Raw genomic sequence first — 19,878 nt, forward strand, 5'->3', positions numbered from 1 at the left:
GTATAGGTCGGCGTCCGACCTTGGGACGTTCCACTCTGCCCGGGCAGTCCGTACGGTGGAATTGTCGCGCAACGATGGGGTTGGTGAAGTGATGAAGCCGCAGTATTGGTTCCGGTGGTTATCGGTGCAGGGTGCGCCACGCTTGGCGCTGCGTACCCAGGCCCGGCGCGGCGATCCGTTCGCCCAACTCATGGGCGGACCAGACGGTCTCGCCGACCCCTACCCGCTGATCGAGCGGCTGCGCGGACGGGGTCGGGTGCAGCGCACCTCGATCGCGTGGGCGAGCTTCGATTACGATCTGTGCCGAGCGGTGCTGCGGGACAACCGATTCGGTGTTCGCACTACCGACACGTTCAATATCCCGAAGCCGCTGCAGTTGCTCGCCAAGCGACTTCCCTTGCCGCCCAACCCGGTCGAGCCACCGTCCATGCTGGTCATCGACCCGCCGGAGCATACGCGGATGCGAAAGCCGGTCGCCGCGGCCTTCACCCCGCGCGCGATCGGGCGATTGCGCGATCGGGTCGAGTCGGTCACCGAGGAACTGCTCGGTGCGCTGCCCGCGGGCGGTTCGGCCGATCTGATCGAGTCGTACGCAGCGCAGGTGCCGATCGCCATCATCTCGGAAATGCTCGGCTTCCCGGAAAAGGACCGAAAGTTATTCCTGGAGTGGGGCGATCGGATGACACCGCTGCTCGATCTCGGGATTTCCTGGCGGGCATTCCGGCGTGCGCTCGGCTCGATGGAGGTGATGAACGATTACCTCGACGGACATATCGCTCGGCTGCGCCGCGAACCGGGCGACGATATTCTCAGCAGTCTGGTCACCGCGGATGAACTGGACGATTTCGCCTTGAAGGCGACCGCGAGTCTGTTGATGGGCGCGGGGTTCGAGACCACGGTCAACCTGATCGGCAACGGTGTCGCGCAATTGGTCACCCATCCGGAACAATTGGATCGATTGCGGGCCGAACCGTCTCTCTGGCCGAATGCGATCGAAGAGGTGCTGCGCATCGATGCGCCGGTGCAGACGACGGCGCGAATCGCACTGACCGACGTGGACCTCGAGGGTGTGCAGTTGCACAAGGGCCATACTCTGGTGTTGTCACTGGCAGGCGCGAACCGCGATCCAGCGGTCTTCGAGGATCCGGATGTCTTCGATGTCGGACGTTCGAATGCCAAGGAGCACTTGACGTTCAGCAGTGGCATCCATGCCTGCCTCGGCGCGAGCCTGGCCCGAATGGAAGCCACCTACGCGCTGCAGTCATTGTTCGAGCGGTTCCCGGACCTGCGACTGGATGGGACACCGCAACGGCGAAAACTGTTCACGCTGCACGGATATGAGCGGATGCCGGTTCGGCTCGGTCGCCGGGCCAGCACCCCGGCTCCCGAGCCGACGACGGTCTGAGTGCCCTACGCAGTCGCGCTCCGGGCATAGTGAAATGGTGGTACGGCAACCGATCGGAACCGCTATTTCAGTGACTCGACGACTCGACGGCATTGCTGGGCGACTCGGCTGCGGCGTGGCAGCGTCAGATGCCGTGCCGCCGGTCGCCCATCACCTCCTCGCACAGGCGCGCTTCGGTCGCGGCTGAGAAGGAAGCGCGCAGACCGGCGACAGCTTCCGCGGTCTCTTCGGCGACAAAATCGGCGTTGATCTGGGCTGCGGCGGCTGCGCCCGCTGCCGCGGCCGCGCCGACCTGGGCCGTCATATCGGTGACATTGCCCGCGGCCCAGATGCCGGGCACATCGGTTCGGCCAGTGGCATCGGTGGGGATGTATTCGCCGACGCCAGCCGGGTGTTGGGTGGGTCGCAGGCCGAGTGCTTCGAGGAAGTTCGCTCGGGCGACCATCCGGGAGCCGACCACCGCGACCTCGCGAGGGACTACGGTGCCGTCGCTCAACCGCACTCCCGCGAGTCGGTCGTCGACGATCTCGAGTGCAGTTACTGCACCACGCACCACGGGAATACCGCGGGCGTTCAACTCCTCGGACTGTTCGGCCGTCAATGCCATGGTGTGCGAGAAGTAGGTGACATCCGCGCTGAGCTGACGGAACAGCAGTGCTTGGTGCACCGCCATCGGGCCGGTACCGAGCACGCCGATGGCCTGGTCGCGGGCCTCCCACCCGTGGCAGTACGGGCAGTGGATCACATCGCGGCCCCAACGTTGCCGCAGTCCCGCGATCTCGGGCAGCTCATCGACGAGCCCGGTGGTCACCAATAGCCGACGCGCGCGCACCGACCTGTCACCGAGGCACACCGCGAATCCGTCGGCATCCCGCGCGACCGTGATGACCTCGCCGTTCACCACATGCCCGCCATAACCCCTGACCTCGGCTCGACCGCGTTCCAGTAACTCGCCCGGCGGCGTTCCGTCCCGGGCGAGCAGTCCGTGCACCCCCTCGGCCGGAGCGTTCCGCGGTTGTCCCGCATCGATGACAACCACCGACCGACGCATCCTGGCCAGCATCAGCGCACCGCTCAATCCGGCCGCGCCACCCCCGATCACCACCACGTCATAGCCGTCCTTCAGATCGGTCACAGCTTCGCCTCGCTGGCGCTCGGCTCCGCTGCGACCGTTGGTGCTGTATTGCTCGGTCACGTGACCACCTCCTCGAGACGACCATGCAGGAGAGTCGGCGATAATGGCAAACAACCTTGCCGATATGGCAAACTGGGTGGCATGGACAACGACCTCGGCCGAGCACTCGACGCGGTCGGACCTCGGTTACGCACGCTGCGCCGCCAGCGCGAAACAACACTGGCCGACCTCTCGACGGAAACCGGTATCTCGGTGAGCACCCTGTCGCGCCTGGAATCCGGAGACCGCCGCCCAACCCTCGAACTGTTGCTGCCGCTGGCCAAGGCGCACGGGGTCACCCTCGACGAACTCGTCGACGCCCCGCCCACCGGCGATCCGCGCATCCATCTGCGCCCGACCACCCGCCACGGCATGACCTACTTGCCGCTGACCCGCCGAGCAGGCGGCATCCAGGCCTACAAACTGGTCATCCCCCCGAACATCCGCCGCGAGCCCGACCCGCGAACCCACGAGGGCTACGAATGGCTCTATGTCCTCAATGGCCGCCTCCGCCTGATCCTCGGCGAACACGACGTAATCCTCACTCCAGGCGAAGCCGCCGAATTCGACACCCGCGTCCCGCACTGGTTCGGCACCGCGGCCCCCGAACCCGTCGAATTCCTCAGCCTCTTCGGCAAACAAGGCGAACGCGCCCACCTGCGCACCACCCCCAAAGCCCGCCCTGAGTAAGAAATTTATTCTGCGCGGGGTTTCCAGATGTAGCGGGTTTTGGGGCGGCCGGCTCGGCCGTAGTCGGATTTGCGATCTACCAGGCCGTCTTCGGCGAGCTTTTCCAAGTACCGCCAAGCCGTGATGCGTGAGACGCCGACGGTGCTGGCTGTGTCGGCGGCGGTGAGGCCGCCGGGGGCGTCGCGGACGGTGCGCGAGATTTCGTCCAAAGTGTGGGGGGCAACGCCTTTGGGGGCGGTGGCGCGTTGGTCGGAGGTGCGTAGGGCGCTGAGGGCGCGGTCGATATCGTGTTGGGAGATGGCGGTTTCGCCCGCGGGCAGGGCGGTGCGGAATTCGCGGTAGCGCTCGAGTTTGTCGCGGAAGGCGGCGAAGGTGAATGGTTTCAGCAGGTAGAGGACCACGCCGTAGGAGACGGCAGTGCGCACCATGGCCAGGTCGCGGGCCGAGGTGATGGCAATGACGTCCGGCCGGGGGGCGAGCCCGGTCAGCGCGGCGGCCACATCCAGGCCACTGGCATCGGGAAGCCCGATATCCATGAGGACCAAGTCGATCGGCGCATTCTCGGCGGCCGCATCGGCGGCGGCGCGCATGGCCTCACGACCGGTGTGCGCGACCGCGACCGCGCTGAAGCCCGGAATCCGTTCGACGTAGGCGCGGTGCGCCTCGGCGATCAATGGCTCGTCCTCGACGATCAACACTCGGATCATCGCGCGTCCTTTCGTGGGATCGTCACGGTCACGGCACTTTCCGGATCGCGTTCGGTGCCGATCACGCCGCCGTGCCGATCGACCAGGCGATGGACCAGTGCCAGCCCGAGGCCCTGATGGTCGGCCTTGGTGGAGTAGCCGCGTTCGGCGGCACGGGCGAAGGCTTCGGCCGACATGCCGGGTCCGCTATCCGCGACACGCACATACAGTGCCGAATCGTGCGCCGGTCGCACCGAATCGAATGCCGTCGTCAACTCTATGGGCGGTGCTGGCGCAGGATCCACGGCGGCAGACGAATCCTGTTGATGCACAGTAACTTCCACCCATCCAGCGGCACCGTCGGTAGCCGCATCGATAGCATTGTCGATCAGATTGCCGACCAGCGTCACCGTCTCCTGCGCGGACAGCGGCGTGGTCGAGTCGAGCGCCGTATCTTCGGTGATCGTCAACTCGATGCCGCGCTCGGCCGCCTGGTTCACCTTGCCGAGCAGCAGTGCCGCGAGAGCCGGATCGCCCACCGAGGTGAGCAGCCGATCGATGAGGGCTTGGGACAGTTGGAGTTCCGCGGTCGCGAACTCCACTGCCTCCCGATAGCGCCCCAACTCCACCATGGTGATCACGGTGTGCAACCGGTTGGCCGATTCGTGCGCCTGTGCGCGCAGCGATTCCGCGAAACCGCGCACCGAATCGAGTTCGCCCATTACGGTGCGCAATTCGGTGTGGTCGCGAATGGTGATCACGGTGCCGATCGGCCGCCGCTCCCAGGTGACGACATCCTGATTGACCAGCAGAATTCGGTCCGTGGTCACATGCATCTCGTCGCGGACCACGCCCCAACTCATCCGCTGCATCGAAATCGGCAGATCCGCACGGGAGACGGGCCCATCGGGCAGATCCAGTAGCCTGCGCGCCTCATCGTTGACGACCTCCGCGCCATCGCCATTCGGACCGAACACCACGAGCCCCTCGTGGATCGAATGCAGTACTGCATCGTGCTGTTCGTACAGCGTGCGTAGCTCATCCGGCGCGAGACCGTGCGTCTGGCGACGAATCCGGCGACTCAACAGAAACGAACCCGCCGCCGCTACCAGTAGACCCGCCGCGGCCACGCCGAGAATCAACGGCAATTGCGTACCGACCTGAGCGCCGATCCGCGCCCGCGTCACACCCGCCGAGACCAATGCGACGATGCGCCCGTCGTCATAGACCGGTGTGACCGCCCGAATGGAGGGCCCGAGCGTTCCGGTATACGTCTCGGTGAATGTTTCCCCCGCCAGTGCCCGATCGATATTGCCGCTGAACGGTTGCCCGATGAGTGCGGGTGTGGTGTGGGTATAGCGGGTCCGATCCGTCGCCATCACCACGATGAAGTCCATCCCGGTCGCCATGCGGGTCCGTTCGGTCACCGGTTGCAGCAGGGCGGTGGGGTCGGCGGTGCGCAGCGCTTCGATGGTGGAGGGCGCGTTTGCGACGGTCATCGCAACATCGGTGACCTCGCGCGTGGTCGTGACATCGCTGTGGTGCCTGGTGTCCAGTACGGCTAGAACGGCGCCGATTCCGATGACCAGGCCGAGTACCACGAGCTGGAGCACGAAGGCCTGTCCGGCCAGCGATAGCCGACCGCGTCCCCCGTGTTTCTCACCGCGCAACACTTTCTTCCCTCGTGCCATTTTGAACGTAATGCACCAAAGCGTGACCGCCATCACCTCTAGCAGCCAACATTGTGCACGTGAGGGCGTGAGCCACCTCACGCCGGTACCACTTGAAGGGGACTTCACCCACCATGAGCGATAGCAGCGACCGAACAACGGTCACCGCCGAAACAACACAGCGGCCGGTGCCACGCGACCGCACCCATTGGCTTTATCTGGCCGTCATCGTCGCCGTCATCGCGGGAATTCTGGTCGGTTGGCAGGCCCCCGAATTCGGTCAGGATGTCGGCCCGCTCGGCACTATGTTCGTCAATCTGATCAAGATGATGATCGCGCCGGTCATCTTCTGCACCATCGTGCTGGGCATCGGCTCGGTGCGCTCGGCCGCCAATGTCGGCAAGGTCGGCGGACTCGCGCTCGGATACTTCCTGGTCATGTCGACCGTCGCGCTCGGCATCGGCATGGTCGTCGGCAACCTGCTGGAGCCGGGCTCCGGCATGAATATCGCCAAGACAGCCAAACAAGGCGCGAAGCTGGCCGATCAGGCGCATGCCGCAGGAGGCACCTGGGATTTCATCCAGGGCATCATTCCGACCACACTGCTGTCCTCGTTGACCACCGGCAGCGTATTGCAGGCACTGTTCATCGCGCTCCTCGTCGGGTTCGCGCTGCAGGCGATGGGAAAGACGGGTGAACCAATTCTGCGCGGTGTCGCATCGCTGCAGAAACTGGTGTTCCGGATTCTGTCGATGATTCTGTGGCTGGCCCCGATCGGTGCGTTCGGCGCGATCGCGAATGTGGTCGGCAAGACCGGACTCGATGCGGTCAAGCAACTCGCACTGTTGATGATCGCGTTCTATCTGACCTGCCTGGTGTTCATCTTCGGCGTGCTCGGCGTGCTGCTGTGGGGCGTCTCGCGGGTGTCGGTCTTCCAACTGGTCCGCTACCTGGCTCGGGAATACCTGCTGATCCTGGGCACCTCCTCCTCGGAGTCCGCACTGCCGAGGCTGATCGCCAAGATGGAGCACCTCGGTGTCGAACGGACCACCGTCGGTGTCGTTGTGCCGACCGGATATTCGTTCAATCTGGACGGCACCGCCATCTACCTGACCATGGCGTCGCTGTTCATTGCCGATGCGATGGGCAAACCGCTCGGCATCGGGGAACAGGTCGGCCTGCTGTTGTTCATGATCGTCGCCTCCAAGGGCGCGGCCGGTGTTACCGGTGCTGGTCTGGCCACGTTGGCGGGCGGCTTGCAGAGCCATCGTCCTGAACTGCTCGACGGCGTCGGCCTCATCGTCGGCATCGACCGTTTCATGTCCGAAGCCCGCGCGCTGACCAACTTCTCGGGCAATGCCATCGCTACGGTGCTGGTCGGTACCTGGACCAAGACCATCGATGTGGACCGGGTCCACACGGTCCTCGATCGCAAACTGCCCTTCGACGAGCGGACCATGGTCGACGATGACCACGGCTCGCAGCCGCAGCAGGACGACGCCAAGGATCTGGTTCCGGCCTAGCTGTACCCGTATAACGAAGGGGCCCGCAGGATCTGCGGGCCCCTTCGTGGTGTCGGTGGGTCGGTCGGCCCACTTCTTCGTGCTGGGCAGTCGCGGTGGCGTGGCCGTGGCGCTCAGGCGTTGACGGCGGTGCGTTCCTGCCGGTTCGCGACTATCCGCTCGCGGATCAGCAGCACGCCGGTCAGCGTGACCAGTGCGGCGGTCAGCCCGTGGATGCCGAATGCGGCCGCGGTGGAACCGTCCCAGCTGAGGACGGTGAGCATGTCGCCGATCGGGATCAGCGCGATGACCAGGGTGACGATGCCGAGGGCGTAGCGCTGCGCGGTGGCGAGCAGTACCAGAATGATCAACCCGGAGACGGTATCGCGAACGCCCTTGAGATTCATGAACGCGACCGCGTCACCCGTCGGCCATTCCGGCAGCCCGAATCCGGTGGCAATGGTTTCCGGGGTCACCAGGTAGCTGATGCCGATGTAGAGAATGAAGGCGGCACCGATGAGGGAAAGGGCGGTGGCGATGCGCGAGATGGTCATGGATGCTCCCGAACTGCTGCTCTGTAGCGATGCTAGGGCTTCGAGCAAAGATAATAGAGCTACGATAGTTTGTCTAGCGTTGCTAGAATTCTGAGCGTGACCATGCGGGACACATAGAACGCGAACGCGCCCGACGAAATCAGCGCAATCCGGTTGTTGCTCGGCCGTTTGCCGAATCAGGGAGCGAATCGGTGATCGATACCTCGCAGGGATGACGGCACAGCCCGGGGCGGCCCGGCAGAATCGAGGTATGCCCGATGTCGTCGTGGTCGGTTCCGGTCCCAACGGTCTCGCCGCGGCGGTGATCCTGGCCCGTGCCGGTCTCACCGTCGAGGTGTACGAGGCGCAGCCCACAGCGGGTGGCGGCAGTCGCACCGCTGAGCTGACGCTGCCCGGATATCGACACGATGTCTGCGCCGGTGCGCATCCGATGGCCTTGGCGTCGCCGTTCTTTCGCGCCTTCGACCTAACCGCGCACGGTGTCGAACTGCTCGCGCCCGAGGTGTCCTACGCGCATCCGCTCGACGGTGGCACGGCCGGACTGGCATGGCGCGATCTGGACCGCACCGCCGCCGGTCTCGGCCGCGACGGCGCCGCATGGCGCGCGCTCTTCGAACCGATGGTCCGACAGTGGCAGCAGGTCGTGGATCTCGCGATGTCGGATCTGCGCCGCCCGCCCGCGGATTTGCTGACCGGGCTGCGCTTCGGACTGCGCGTGCTCGAACAGGGATCGCCACTGTGGAACCTGCGATTTCGCGAGCAGACGGCACCGGCACTACTGACCGGCGTCGCCACGCATGCGATCACACCGCCACGCGCCATCCCCGCGGCAGGGGCAGCCATGCTGCTCGCGACACTCGCCCACGCCGGAGGTTGGGTGCTGCCACGCGGCGGGAGTCAGGCCATCGCGGACGCACTGATCACCGAACTCGAACGGCTCGGCGGCAAGCTCGTCACCGGACACCGCGTCGAATCGCTGGACGAATTCGGCGGGGCGCGTGCGATTGTGCTGGACACCGCGCCCGCCGAACTGCTGCGCATGGCGGGGGACCGGCTGCCGCAGCATTACGCTAACGGGTTGCGCCGCTTCCGTTATGGCGGCGCGGCCTGCAAGGTCGACTTCGCGCTGTCCGGTCCGGTGCCGTGGGAGGCACCGGGCTGCGAACTCGCCGGGACACTGCATCTGGTCGGCACTCGCGCCGAGGCAATGGCCGTCGAAAAGACCGTCGCCGCAGGCCAACACGCCGATCGTCCGTATGTCCTCGCCATCCAGCCCGGCGTGGTCGACCCGACGCGTGCGCCAGCGGGTGGTCACACGCTCTACACCTACGCCCACGTTCCGAACGGGTCTACCCGCGATATCAGCGCCGCCGTCATCGCCCAGGTGGAACGCTTCGCCCCGGGCTTCACCGACCTGATCCTGGCCGAGAACGTCGTCACCGGCGCCGAAATGCCGACGCACAATGCCAACTACATCGGCGGCGACATCTCCGCGGGCGCGATGACCCTGCGCCAGTTCGTCTTCCGCCCGGTCCCGCGCTGGAATCCTTACGCCACACCGCTACCCGGCGTCTACCTCTGCTCCGCCTCGACCCCGCCCGGCCCCGGTGTCCACGGCATGTCCGGTTCGAATGCCGCGCGGCACGTGCTGCGCACGGAGTTCGGCATCCACACCAACCCATTGGATCTACTGCGCACACCGAATCACCCCTGAGCATGCACTATGGCAAGAGTCCCTAGATCAGGCCGCAGCCAGACCGGATTGCGTGGCAGGACGCGCGAGCGAGCCGACTCAGGCCCGCGGCGTCCGGTACAGGTCGGGTTCCAGATACATCACCCGTGCGGCAGGCACGGCCGCCCGCACCCTGGCCTCCGCGTCATCGATGGCCGCGGCGATATCCTCGATATCCAGATCCGGCACGATCGAGATCTTGGCCGCTACCAGGATCTCCTCCGGCCCGAGATACTGCGTCTTGAGATGGATCACGCGATCGATGCGCTTGCCGTCGACCAGGTTGGCGCGAATCGCCTTATCCTCCTCCGGCGTCGCGCCCTCACCGATCAGCAGGCTCTGCATCTCCACGATCAGGATCACCGCGATAACGCCGAGCAGTGCGCCGATGGCCAGGGTGCCGATGCCGTCCCAGACCGGATCATCGGTGAGCATGGTCAGCCCAACGGCTGCGAATGCGAAGACCAGACCCACCAGCGCGCCGGTGTCCTCCAGGAGCACCACCGGCAGTTCTGGACTGCGCGAATTGCGGATGAACCGCCACCAACTCGAATTGCCCTTGAGCGGGATGGATTCCCGCATCGCCGTCACGAAGCTGAAGCCCTCCAGGCAGATCGCGAGAAACAGGATGACGATCGCGACTATTGGATTGGTCAGCTCCTCCGGATGCTGAATCTTGTGGATGCCCTCGTAGATGGCGTAGATCGAGCCGAGTGTGAACAGTACAAGCGCCACGATGAACGAGTAGAAGTAGCGATTGCGCCCGTATCCGAACGGGTGCAGTTCATCGGCATCCTGCGCGGCCCGGCGCTGACCGAGCAGCAGCAGCCCCTGGTTGGCGGTGTCCGCGACCGAGTGCACCGCCTCGGCCAGCATTGATCCCGAACCGGTGATGAACGCGCCGACGAACTTCGCCGCCGCGATCCCCGCATTCGCCGACAATGCGGCGATAATCGCCTTCTTGCCACCACCAGCCGACATGTAGGTACTTCCTCCTGTGTTTAATGGCAGCGCCTTCGGCGCTGCGTGTTCGCGGCCCCCTGGTGTCTCGCGTCCGAGCCGTCGAGACTCGCGCCTGCGGCGCCTGCGCTTCGACGACTCGGCTGAGTCGATGGCCGCGCCTTCGCGCGGACGCGAGACGGGCCGCGAACTCCTCGCTCGTAAGACTCGCTCCGGTGTGGCCAGGTTAGGAGGCCGTCGAACGAACAGCCTAGGGGAGCAGACGGGCGAACTGGGCGACAGGTCAGTTAGCGCCACCAACGCACGCGCAGAACAACTGGGCGTCAGCCTCCAGGGCCTGGGCGCGAATCTCGGTGTCAGCCGCGGATATCCACGCCGCCGCGCCGCGTTCCAGCACCAGCTCACTCACCCCTTGCGACAGTCGCACCCGACCCTCCGTGCACAGCATGATCCCCGGCCCCGCGGATGTCAGCGGCACCTGCCCGGATTCGGCGGTCAGGTCGAACCGCCGAAGCGCGAATTCCGGTGCGGGTGTCGGATAACACAGTGATCCGTCGTCGGCCGGTTCCGGCAGCACCACGGGCAGATCGATCGGCTCGAAATCCAGTACTCGCAGCAATTCCGGCACATCGACATGCTTGGGCGTGAGACCGCCGCGCAGCACATTGTCCGAGTTGGCCATGATCTCCACACCGAGTCCGCGCAGATACGCGTGCAGATTGCCTGCCGCGAGAAACAGTCCCTGGCCGGGTTCCAGCGTCAACCTATTGAGCAGCAGCGCGGCCAGCACACCGGCATCGCCCGGATATGCCTCGGCGAGTTCGAGTGTGGTGCGTGCCTCTGCGGTGAACTCACGAGTGCCCTTCTCCGAGAGGTAGCGCACGCACCCGTCGAGCACTTGGGGCAGCAGGGTACCGAGGACACTCTGCGGCAGCGTGATCCAGGTCGTGAACAGCGTCCGCAGCCCGGCCGAATCTGGTTGGGCGGCAAGCAGATCAGCATACGAGCGCAGCCCGAGCACGTTCAGTGCGCGCAGCAGCTCGACCGTGCGCCGTGGATCCCGGAATCCGGCCAGCGCCTCGAACCGGTCCAGCGCCACAACCAATTCCGGCTTGTGGTTCTCGTCGCGGTAGTTGCGCATCGGCGAATCCAGCGGTACCCGTGCGAGGTTCTCCCGTTCGAATCCGACCCGGGCCTGCGCCGAACTCGGATGCGCCTGCAGTGATAGCGGTTCCTCGGCGGCGAGAATCTTCAACAGGAACGGCAGCCGCCCGCCGAATTCCGGTGCGGCGGGACCCAGTTCGCGCTCCGGATCGTCGGCGACCAATTCCAGCAGCGAGCGGGTGCTGTTCTCCAGGCGGACATGCGCCGGATCGGCGGGATGCGCGCCGAACCACAGTTCCGCCTCCGGATGCGCGGAAGGGACCGGTCGGCCGCACAACTTAGCGAGTGCGGTGCGTGAACCCCAGGCATAGGAACGCAGCGCACCAACGAGTTCGTGCACTAGTAGTGTCCCCCGTCGAGCTGTTCAGTGGACGGTGCCGCACCGCCACGCGAGCCGATCAAGCGTAGATAGGCGGCGGCCATTTCCAAGCGCAGCGCGAGCACCGCGAGTTGTTCGAGTTCGCTGGCGTGGGCGATAGTGCCGGGCATGGGTGCACCCGAATCACCCACCAGGGCGGGCATCGGCGCCACGGGATCGGTGAGCGAGGTGTGTAGCAGTGCGACATCCGCGCTCACCAGATCGGCGTCGACCAGACCCGATCCGTTGCCGCCGAAGACGGCGAGCCGGCGACGCACGGCGGCCTGATCCAGATCAGCGCTGAGCACGAACACCTGGATGCGTTCCACCGGCACGGGTCCGTCGAGTTCCTCATCGTGGAACAGCGGATCGAAGTTCGGCGCGGATTGGCCTGCGGCCTCGACCATTCGGGGATTGGCGGCAACGGCCTCGGCCAGATGCACCGCGGTGGCCACCTTGCCCGCCGCCTGCAACAGCACCTCGGCGCCGTGCTCGGCGAGCTCGCCGGCGGCAGGGGAATCCCCGGCCAGCACGATGGCGCGCTGCTGCATGCGGGCGGCCAGCGTCTTGGCCGGATTGTGGAAGACCTCGTTGTGCGGGCCATCGCGCAATGCCTCGGCATCGAGCACAGCGGCCAGCTCGGTCAGATCGGGTACGACCGCACCGGAGCGAGTCGGATCGACGATGCGCAGCACCGCGATACCGGCGGCGAGGAAGCGCAGCAGCCGATTGTGGTCCAGGACCGGAATCCGCGGCTCCAGCAGGGAGGTGCGCCCTGCCGCCGCGGCCCGCAGCGGGCCTTCGTGCGGCGCCGCGACCACGACCTCCGCACCCCGGCGCTGTGCCCTGTCGACCGCATCGATCAATCGGGGATCGCCCGCGTCGTCACCCGCGACGAGCACCACATCCAGCGGACCGACCCATGGCGGAAGGGCAGTGACCGGGACCAGGGGTAGGCCCGCGCGGTCACCGAGTGCGGCGACGATCAGACTCGCGGCGCGCGCGGCCCGGCCTGCGCCGGAGACCAACACCACACTGCGTGGTCGCAAATCCGCGAGGCGCGCGAGCGCGTCCTCGGTGACCGCGGCAGCGGTCGCACGTACCTGCGCGCCGCCGGATGCCGCGGAGCGCAGAGCGCCGCCGACATCGGCAGCCTCGAGCGAAGCGGCATCATCGAGGTCGAGCACCGGTGTTCCAGCGATCATCGGGCATCCCACCTCCCCTCATCGCGGTGTGTGCGGTCCCGCCCTGCTCCCACCCGGGCTGCCGATTCGGAGGGATCGGCAGGGGCGCCCAGGTCGGGCGAATCCAACGTCTGTAATTCCACTATTCCAGTCAGGAGCAAACGATGCTCAGAATCTCGGTATCGGGCTGAGTCGTCTACTGCCTCGGGCGTCGAATTCTGAGCCTGCACGTCCATTCCGGGCTGTGCTTCCACTATCCCAGTCAGGACCGGACGATGCTCAGGATCTCGGTCACCAGTGCGCTTACTTCCTCCGTCGAGCGGGCTTCCACGTTCAGCCGCAGCAACGGTTCGGTATTCGACGCGCGCAGATTGAACCAGGCGTCGTCGGCAAGCACAACGGTTACCCCGTCCAACCGGTCCACCGACTTGGCCCGATCCCTGAACGCGTCCACTACAGCCATCGTCCGCTCCTTCGCGTCCGCCACTGTCGAGTTGATCTCTCCGGAGGCCGCATATGTTTCGTACGACGACATCAGCTCCGAGATCGGCCGGTCCTTCTCGCCGAGCGCCGCGAGCACGTGCAGGGCCGCGAGCATGCCGGAATCGGCGCCCCAGAAATCGCGGAAGTAGTAGTGCGCGGAATGCTCGCCGCCGAACACCGCGCCGGTGGCGGCCATCTCCTGCTTGATGAACGAGTGCCCGACCCGGGTGCGCACCGGGGTGCCGCCGAGTTCGTGCACGAGTTCGGGCACCGCATGCGAGGTGATCAGATTGTGGATGATGACCGCACCCGGCTCCTTGGCCAACTCACGCTCGGCGACCAGTGCGGTGATGGCCGATGGCGAAATCGGATTGCCGTTCTCATCGACCACGAAGCAGCGGTCGGCGTCGCCGTCGAAGGCCAGGCCGATATCGGCGCCGGACTTGCGGACCAGATCCTGCAGATCGACCAGATTCTTCGGATCGAGCGGATTGGCCTCGTGATTGGGGAACGAGCCGTCCAGCTCGAAGTAGAGCGGCACCAGGGTCAGCTGCGCCACGGTGCCCAGCACCTCGGGCACGGTGTGTCCGCCCATGCCGTTGCCCGCGTCCACGGCGATGGTGAGCGGGCGGATGTTGTCGAGATCGACCAGCCCGCGCAGGAACTTCGCGTAATCGGCCAGCAGATCGATTTCTGTGGCGCTGCCCGGTGTTCCGTCGTAGCCGGGTACGCCGTTGATCACCTCGTCCTTGATCGTCGCCAGGCCGGTGTCCTGACCGACCGGAAGCGCCTTCGCACGGCACAGTTTGATGCCGTTGTAGCGAGCCGGATTGTGGCTGGCGGTGAACATCGCGCCGGGACAGTCGAGGTGACCGGAGGCGAAGTACAGCTGATCGGTCGAGGCGAGTCCGATGTGCACCACGTCGAGGCCCTGGCCGAGCACGCCGTCGGCGAAGGCACCGGCCAGTTCCGGGGAGGATTCGCGCATATCGTGTCCGATGACCACGCGGGTCGCGCCCTCGGCGCGCATCAACCGCGCGAACGCGGCCCCCACATCCTTGACGAATTCTCCGTCGATCTGTTCACCGACGACGCCGCGAACGTCATAAGCCTTGATCACCGCGTTCACGAATTCGGCAGAGCGGGCCACTGTCATGGTGACCACCCTAGTGGCTGGCGCCGACGCCCCTGACACGGTCCCGTCCGACTGCTAACTCGGCGGGTCCGGGAGTACTCGAAGGTGGCCGCGCCGCCCGGTGCGCGTGGCGCGCGGTGCGGGCGGGGCGTAATCGGAATAGCCACGCTGGTCGTGCTCCGAGGGACGGCGGCGCAGGCCCGCCTCGCGGACCGCTTCGGCCAATGCCGTCAGATCATCGTCATCCGGTGTGCTGGAAGAGAATCCGCCTTCGTGGCGAACCATTTCCCAACCCTTTGGCGCGGTGATGCGGGAAGCATGTGTTTCACACAGATCCCACGAATGCGGTTCGGCCACCGTCGCCAGTGGCCCGACCACCGCGGTGGAGTCGGAGTACACGTAGGTGAGCGTCGCAACAGCGGGATTCTTGCAACCTGGTCGGCAGCAACGACGCATGGGGATCACGCCGATGAGAGTAACGCGCTCGACGTTGCGATGTGCTCAGACACGCTAAGGATTCGGCGATTTCGGGCGAGTTCAGCTGCCCTCGGCGGTGTGTTCGTCACGCGCCTTCGGGATCGATGATGTCCGGATCGACGCCGAGATAGGTCGCGATCTGTTGCACGAGGACTTCACGCAGCAGATCGACCAGATCGTCCGGATCGCCCGCGCGCAGTTCGAGTGGCTTGCGGAACAACACAACTCGGGCGCGGGTGGCCACTCCGTGCCGGTCCACTCCGGCCGGAATGAGCCGGGAAAGCGGCACCGGTCCATCGGCCACCACCTCATCCGGCCAGGTAACCGAATCCGGGTGCAGCGGACGAATTTTCGGCACATCGTCCACCGCGATATCGAGTTTGGTGAGTCGATCGTGCCACCGGGTGTCCAGCGGCGCGAACGCCTCGAGGACCAGTCGGTCGAACTGCTGCCCCCTGGTTCGCCATGCCGGCACCGTCGGTGGGAGCATCGGCCCGCGCACCCCGCGCCCACGACGGATCACCGATCGTGCGGTCGGTGGACGACGATTACGTGAACGGGCCATGACTAAAACTTAGGCTAATCCGCCTCCTCTGACCTTCGGCGCCCCATCGGGTCCGCGTGCGCCGCGTCGGCGGCCGAGGGTCGGGTGCGGTTCGACTTCTGGGCGTGCCCCCGGAGTTACCCGCGGTAACTCCGGGGCATGCCCCAAGTCTCTAGCCGATGCCGCGCTTCAGGCGGCGCCGCTCTCGTTCGGAGAGGCCGCCCCAGATACCGAAGCGTTCATCGTGTGCGAGTGCGTACTCCAGGCACTCGTCACGTACCTCGCAGCCCATGCAGATCCGTTTGGCCTCACGGGTCGAGCCGCCCTTCTCGGGGAAGAACGCCTCCGGATCGGTCTGTGCGCACAGGGCACGTTCCTGCCACTGCTCCTCGATCGATTCGAACATCTCGTCGAAGCCCGTCACGACCAAGCTGAGCCGGGGGGCTGACACTCCGTCGGTCATCTCAGGCCCGATCCGGTCCGGTTCGATCCGACCGATCTCTGCGCAGACGCCACGTGCTGCGCCTGCTGTGGAATCGGTTTGCGATACGCCGCCCGGCATGCCCGAAGGGGTCATGCCCGAAGGGACCAGCTCATTGGCCATCGCTCCGCCTCCTCACTGTGTGTTAGCGCAGAATGATTCTTTCCGTCGGACCAACACGCACACCGACGGCCGTACCCCGCGACGTTGTCCCGCGGACATCCCCGAGCTTGCCACCCCGGTGCGAACACTTGTTCGAAAAGCTGTCCGCGCCTTGAACTCTCGCGCGAACCCGAAATGACATGACTGTGATTAGACACGCCGGACGTGTCGATGGTCAAGCCGCCGTCGCAATTCCGTTACTATCCGCTACCGCTTTCCGTAGCTGATCTTGAACATGGAATAGCAAATGAGCAGCAAATACGCGGTGAACCGCGGCCGCTCCGGCAGCGCATAGGCTGTGTCGATGTGACTCCACAACAAGCGGACACCGCACCCGCAAGTGGGCCCAAGATCGCCGTCCTGGTGGGCGGGGTCGGTGGCGCGCGCTTGCTTCAAGGCGTCCGGGAACTCCTGCCCGATGCGGACGTTTCCGCCATCGTCAATGTCGGTGACGACGTCTGGATGCACGGCCTCCGGATCTGCCCCGACCTCGATACCTGCATGTACACCCTCGGCGGTGGAATCGACACCGAACGCGGTTGGGGTCGGGTCGCAGAAACCTGGCACGCCAAGGAAGAACTCGCCAAATACCATGCCCAACCCGATTGGTTCGGTTTGGGGGATCGCGATATTGCCACGCACTTGGTTCGAACCGAAATGCTGCGTGCCGGGTACCCGCTCTCCGCGGTCACCGAGGCGTTGTGCAAACGGTGGCAGCCGGGCGTAAAACTCATCCCGGCTACCGACGATCGCTGCGAAACACATGTCGTTGTCAGTGACCCCGACAACCCTGGCGAACGCCGCGCGATCCATTTCCAAGAGTGGTGGGTTCGCTACCGCGCGGACATCCAGACGCACGGATTCGCCACAATTGGGGCCGATGAAGCCAAACCGGCACCAAATGTGACGCAGATCATAGCCGAGGCGGACGCGGTGCTATTGGCCCCCTCCAACCCCGTGGTGAGCATCGGCGCCATCCTCGCCGTGCCCGGCATTCGCGGGGCGCTGCGCACCACCGAGGCCAAGGTGATCGGCATCTCCGGCGTGATCGACGGGAAGCCATTGCGCGGTATGGCCGATGAATGCCTTTCGGTGATCGGCGTGGAAACCAGCGCCGAGGCGATCGGACGGCACTACGGCGCGCGCTCGGCCACCGGCATTCTGGACGGATGGCTGATCCACAGCACCGATACCGCGGATGTGCCCGGTGTCGAAGTGCGCAGCGTGCCGCTATTGATGACCGATCCGCCGACCACCGCCGAGATGGTGCGGGAGGCGCTCGACTTGGTTGGGGTGAAGCCATGACTATGCAAGGGCCATTGACCGGACCCGCCGATCACGCGGCAGGCGAATTGCGGATTCTGCCGATCACCGGTCTGCCGGAGTTTCGGCCCGGCGACGATCTCGCCGAACGCATCGCCGCCGCCGCACCCTGGTTGGTCGACGGCGACATTCTCGTCGTCACGAGCAAGATCGTGGCCAAAGTCGAGGGCCGCATCGTCGAGGCGCCGCTGGATCCGGAGGAACGCGATACCGCGCGCCGCGCGTTGGTGGAGCAGGAGGCGGTGCGCGTGCTCGCGCGCAGGGGCCGCACGCTGATCACCGAGAACAAGCTCGGGATCGTGCAGGCCGCCTCCGGGGTGGACGGCTCCAATGTCGAGCAGGGTGAGCTCGTATTGCTGCCATCGGATCCGGACGGGAGTGCGAAGGCGTTGCGCACCGCGGTGTCCGAGCGGCTCGGGGTGGATGTCGCGGTGCTCATCACCGACACCATGGGTCGTGCTTGGCGCAACGGTCAGACCGATACCGCCATCGGCGCTGCCGGATTGCGGGTATTGCACGACTACGCGGGCGCGGTCGACGGACAGGGCAATGAACTGCATGTCACCCAGGTGGCGGTGGCCGATGAATTGGCCGCGGCCGCGGATCTGGTGAAGGGCAAGCTCGGCGGCGTGCCGGTCGCGGTGGTACGCGGGCTACCGGTCATCGACGACGGGTCCTGCGCCGCGGATCTGCTGAGGGGCGGCACGGATGATCTTTTCTGGCTCGGTACCGCCGAGGCGATCGAACAGGGGCGTTCAGAGGCGCTGCTGCTGCGCCGCTCGATTCGTCAATTCGCCGAAACCCCAGTCGATCCCGAACGGATCCGCACCGCGGTCGCGAAGGCGCTGACCGCGCCCGCGCCGCATCACACCCGCCCGGTGCGGTTCGTCTGGGTTCGTAAGCCCGGCCTGCGCGCGCGACTGTTGGAGGCCATGGCCGAGAAGTGGCGAGCCGATCTCACCGCGGATGGTCTCGATCCGGAGCGGGTGCAACGCCGAATCGCCCGCGGCCGCATCCTGCACGACGCACCCGAGGTGATCATCCCGTTCTGCGTGCCCGACGGCGCACACGACTATCCGGATGAGCGGCGGCGCGGCAATGAACGCACCATGTTCACCGTCGCGGTGGGTGCGGCGGTACAGGGCCTGCTCGTCGCGTTGGCCACCGAGGGCATCGGCAGCTGCTGGATCGGGTCGACCATCTTCGCCCCGGACATCACCCGCGAAGTTCTCGGCCTCGCCGATGACTGGAACCCCTTGGGCGCCATCGCGATCGGTCACCCCCTGGAAGAACTCACCCCCCGCCCCGTCTTCGGGCCCGGCCCCGGCCTGGTCGAGCTGTGAGCGTGCGCGAGCGAGTGAACCGTGAACACGGTGCGTCGCCGGGTACGACGGACCCGAGCGCTGGCGGGGTGCAGTCGTGAGTGAGGGTCGGCGAGGGAACCGTGAACACAGTGCGTCCGCGCGTGCGACGGAGCCGAGCACTGGCGGGGTGCAGTCGTGAGCGTCAGTTCGCTGCACCTCTCGGCAACGCGGTTGCTCGAGGCGTGGAAGCCGACGGGTATCGATGCCTCGCTACGCGAGGCGATGCTCGCCTTCCTCGGATCCGCACCGCGCGGGTGTCTGCGCGAGCACGCACCCGGTCATATCACGGCCTCGGCCGTCGTCTTCTCGCATGACGAGCGTGAAGTGCTGCTGACGCTTCATCCGCGGGTCGGCCGTTGGATCCAGCTCGGCGGGCACTGCGAGGAGGGTGACGAGACGGTGGCCGATGCGGCACTGCGCGAGGCGACCGAGGAGTCCGGGATGACGGGCCTGCGCTTGGATACCGACCTCTATGGCGCGCAGGCCCATCCGATCACCTGTTCCCTTGGCATCCCGACCCGGCACCTGGACCTGCTGTTCCGCATCGTCGCGCCGCCCGGTGCGGTTCCGGTCCGCAGCCACGAATCCACCGACTTGCGCTGGTGGCCGATCGACGCACTGCCCGCCAACGCCGACGTCTTGCTTCGCTGAATCTCCACAGCTCGATCGCCGCGTCATCCCGTACTCGATGGGATGACGCGGCGATCGTCGTATCAGGCACGCCGCGTCCGATTTGCCGTTTTGGCCAGAGTTTACAAAATCATAAATTTGTCTAGACAGAAGACAAGTTGATCTCTAATGTCCAAGTAAGTGGTACTGCGCATCACATG

18 protein-coding genes are annotated in these 19,878 nt (G+C 65.8%); 7 read left to right on the forward strand and 11 right to left on the reverse strand.

Annotated features, from left to right (window positions below; genetic code table 11):
- Positions 1-91 precede the first annotated feature (91 nt).
- Positions 92-1,405, forward strand: a complete 1,314-nt coding sequence (locus ACIBG0_RS27605; protein ID WP_397036126.1) for a cytochrome P450 — start codon at positions 92-94, stop codon at positions 1,403-1,405.
- 124 nt (positions 1,406-1,529) lie between these two features.
- Here ACIBG0_RS27605 and ACIBG0_RS27610 read toward each other — a convergent pair whose 3' ends face one another.
- Positions 1,530-2,540 (reverse strand): NAD(P)/FAD-dependent oxidoreductase, encoded by a 1,011-nt coding sequence (locus ACIBG0_RS27610; protein WP_397036260.1) that lies wholly within the window; start codon positions 2,538-2,540, stop codon positions 1,530-1,532.
- Between the two features lie 141 nt (positions 2,541-2,681).
- On the opposite strand from ACIBG0_RS27610, the gene ACIBG0_RS27615 reads away from it, so the two are divergent.
- The gene (locus tag ACIBG0_RS27615; protein WP_397036128.1) at positions 2,682-3,269 is read left to right on the forward strand and encodes a helix-turn-helix domain-containing protein; all 588 of its coding nucleotides are present in this window, start codon (positions 2,682-2,684) and stop codon (positions 3,267-3,269) included.
- A gap of 5 nt (positions 3,270-3,274) precedes the next feature.
- Here the strand turns inward: ACIBG0_RS27615 and ACIBG0_RS27620 are convergent, their stop codons facing one another.
- Entirely contained in the window at positions 3,275-3,976 is a 702-nt protein-coding gene (locus ACIBG0_RS27620; protein ID WP_397036130.1) for a response regulator, read from the reverse strand.
- Positions 3,973-5,646, reverse strand: a complete 1,674-nt coding sequence (locus tag ACIBG0_RS27625; RefSeq protein ID WP_397036131.1) for an ATP-binding protein — start codon at positions 5,644-5,646, stop codon at positions 3,973-3,975. Before ACIBG0_RS27625 ends, ACIBG0_RS27620 begins: the two co-directional genes overlap by 4 nt.
- A 113-nt stretch (positions 5,647-5,759) precedes the next feature.
- Here ACIBG0_RS27625 and ACIBG0_RS27630 point away from each other — a divergent pair, with 113 nt between their 5' ends.
- The gene (locus tag ACIBG0_RS27630; protein ID WP_397036133.1) at positions 5,760-7,148 is read left to right on the forward strand and encodes a cation:dicarboxylate symporter family transporter; all 1,389 of its coding nucleotides are present in this window, start codon (positions 5,760-5,762) and stop codon (positions 7,146-7,148) included.
- Positions 7,149-7,261: 113 nt separating this feature from the next.
- Here the strand turns inward: ACIBG0_RS27630 and ACIBG0_RS27635 are convergent, their stop codons facing one another.
- The gene (locus ACIBG0_RS27635; protein WP_397036135.1) at positions 7,262-7,681 is read right to left on the reverse strand and encodes a DUF4267 domain-containing protein; all 420 of its coding nucleotides are present in this window, start codon (positions 7,679-7,681) and stop codon (positions 7,262-7,264) included.
- A gap of 250 nt (positions 7,682-7,931) precedes the next feature.
- Between ACIBG0_RS27635 and ACIBG0_RS27640 the strand changes: the two genes are divergently transcribed.
- Positions 7,932-9,395 carry a phytoene desaturase family protein gene (locus ACIBG0_RS27640; protein ID WP_397036137.1) on the forward strand — a complete coding sequence of 488 codons (1,464 nt, stop codon included), beginning with the start codon at positions 7,932-7,934 and terminating at the stop codon, positions 9,393-9,395.
- 78 nt (positions 9,396-9,473) lie between these two features.
- Here the strand turns inward: ACIBG0_RS27640 and ACIBG0_RS27645 are convergent, their stop codons facing one another.
- The 7 genes from ACIBG0_RS27645 to ACIBG0_RS27675 all read right to left on the reverse strand — a co-directional run bounded on the left by ACIBG0_RS27645 (position 9,474) and on the right by ACIBG0_RS27675 (position 16,124).
- Positions 9,474-10,394: a cation diffusion facilitator family transporter gene (locus tag ACIBG0_RS27645; RefSeq protein ID WP_397036139.1), complete on the reverse strand. Its 921-nt coding sequence runs from the start codon at positions 10,392-10,394 to the stop codon at positions 9,474-9,476.
- Positions 10,395-10,656: 262 nt separating this feature from the next.
- Positions 10,657-11,877 (reverse strand): mannose-6-phosphate isomerase, class I, encoded by a 1,221-nt coding sequence (gene manA, locus ACIBG0_RS27650; RefSeq protein WP_397036141.1) that lies wholly within the window; start codon positions 11,875-11,877, stop codon positions 10,657-10,659.
- Positions 11,877-13,100, reverse strand: a complete 1,224-nt coding sequence (locus tag ACIBG0_RS27655) for a tobH protein (protein ID WP_397036143.1) — start codon at positions 13,098-13,100, stop codon at positions 11,877-11,879. Before ACIBG0_RS27655 ends, manA begins: the two co-directional genes overlap by 1 nt.
- Positions 13,101-13,341: 241 nt before the next feature.
- A complete protein-coding gene (locus ACIBG0_RS27660; RefSeq protein ID WP_397036262.1) occupies positions 13,342-14,712 on the reverse strand; it encodes a phosphomannomutase/phosphoglucomutase in 1,371 nt (456 codons plus the stop codon).
- Positions 14,713-14,772: 60 nt separating this feature from the next.
- A complete protein-coding gene (locus tag ACIBG0_RS27665; RefSeq protein ID WP_084483993.1) occupies positions 14,773-15,153 on the reverse strand; it encodes a DUF3499 domain-containing protein in 381 nt (126 codons plus the stop codon).
- A gap of 106 nt (positions 15,154-15,259) precedes the next feature.
- Entirely contained in the window at positions 15,260-15,739 is a 480-nt protein-coding gene (locus ACIBG0_RS27670; RefSeq protein ID WP_169338101.1) for a metallopeptidase family protein, read from the reverse strand.
- A gap of 151 nt (positions 15,740-15,890) precedes the next feature.
- Positions 15,891-16,124 carry a WhiB family transcriptional regulator gene (locus ACIBG0_RS27675; protein ID WP_029901515.1) on the reverse strand — a complete coding sequence of 78 codons (234 nt, stop codon included), beginning with the start codon at positions 16,122-16,124 and terminating at the stop codon, positions 15,891-15,893.
- 543 nt (positions 16,125-16,667) lie between these two features.
- Here ACIBG0_RS27675 and cofD point away from each other — a divergent pair.
- From cofD to ACIBG0_RS27690, 3 genes are all read left to right on the forward strand, one after another.
- Positions 16,668-17,666 (forward strand): 2-phospho-L-lactate transferase, encoded by a 999-nt coding sequence (gene cofD, locus ACIBG0_RS27680; protein WP_397036146.1) that lies wholly within the window; start codon positions 16,668-16,670, stop codon positions 17,664-17,666.
- The gene (locus ACIBG0_RS27685) at positions 17,663-19,027 is read left to right on the forward strand and encodes a coenzyme F420-0:L-glutamate ligase (protein ID WP_397036148.1); all 1,365 of its coding nucleotides are present in this window, start codon (positions 17,663-17,665) and stop codon (positions 19,025-19,027) included. Before cofD ends, ACIBG0_RS27685 begins: the two co-directional genes overlap by 4 nt.
- Before the next feature lie 156 nt (positions 19,028-19,183).
- A complete protein-coding gene (locus ACIBG0_RS27690; protein ID WP_397036150.1) occupies positions 19,184-19,699 on the forward strand; it encodes an NUDIX hydrolase in 516 nt (171 codons plus the stop codon).
- Positions 19,700-19,878: the final 179 nt, after the last annotated feature.

Source organism: Nocardia sp. NPDC050630, from assembly GCF_044457245.1.
Classification (GTDB): Bacteria; Actinomycetota; Actinomycetes; order Mycobacteriales; family Mycobacteriaceae; genus Nocardia.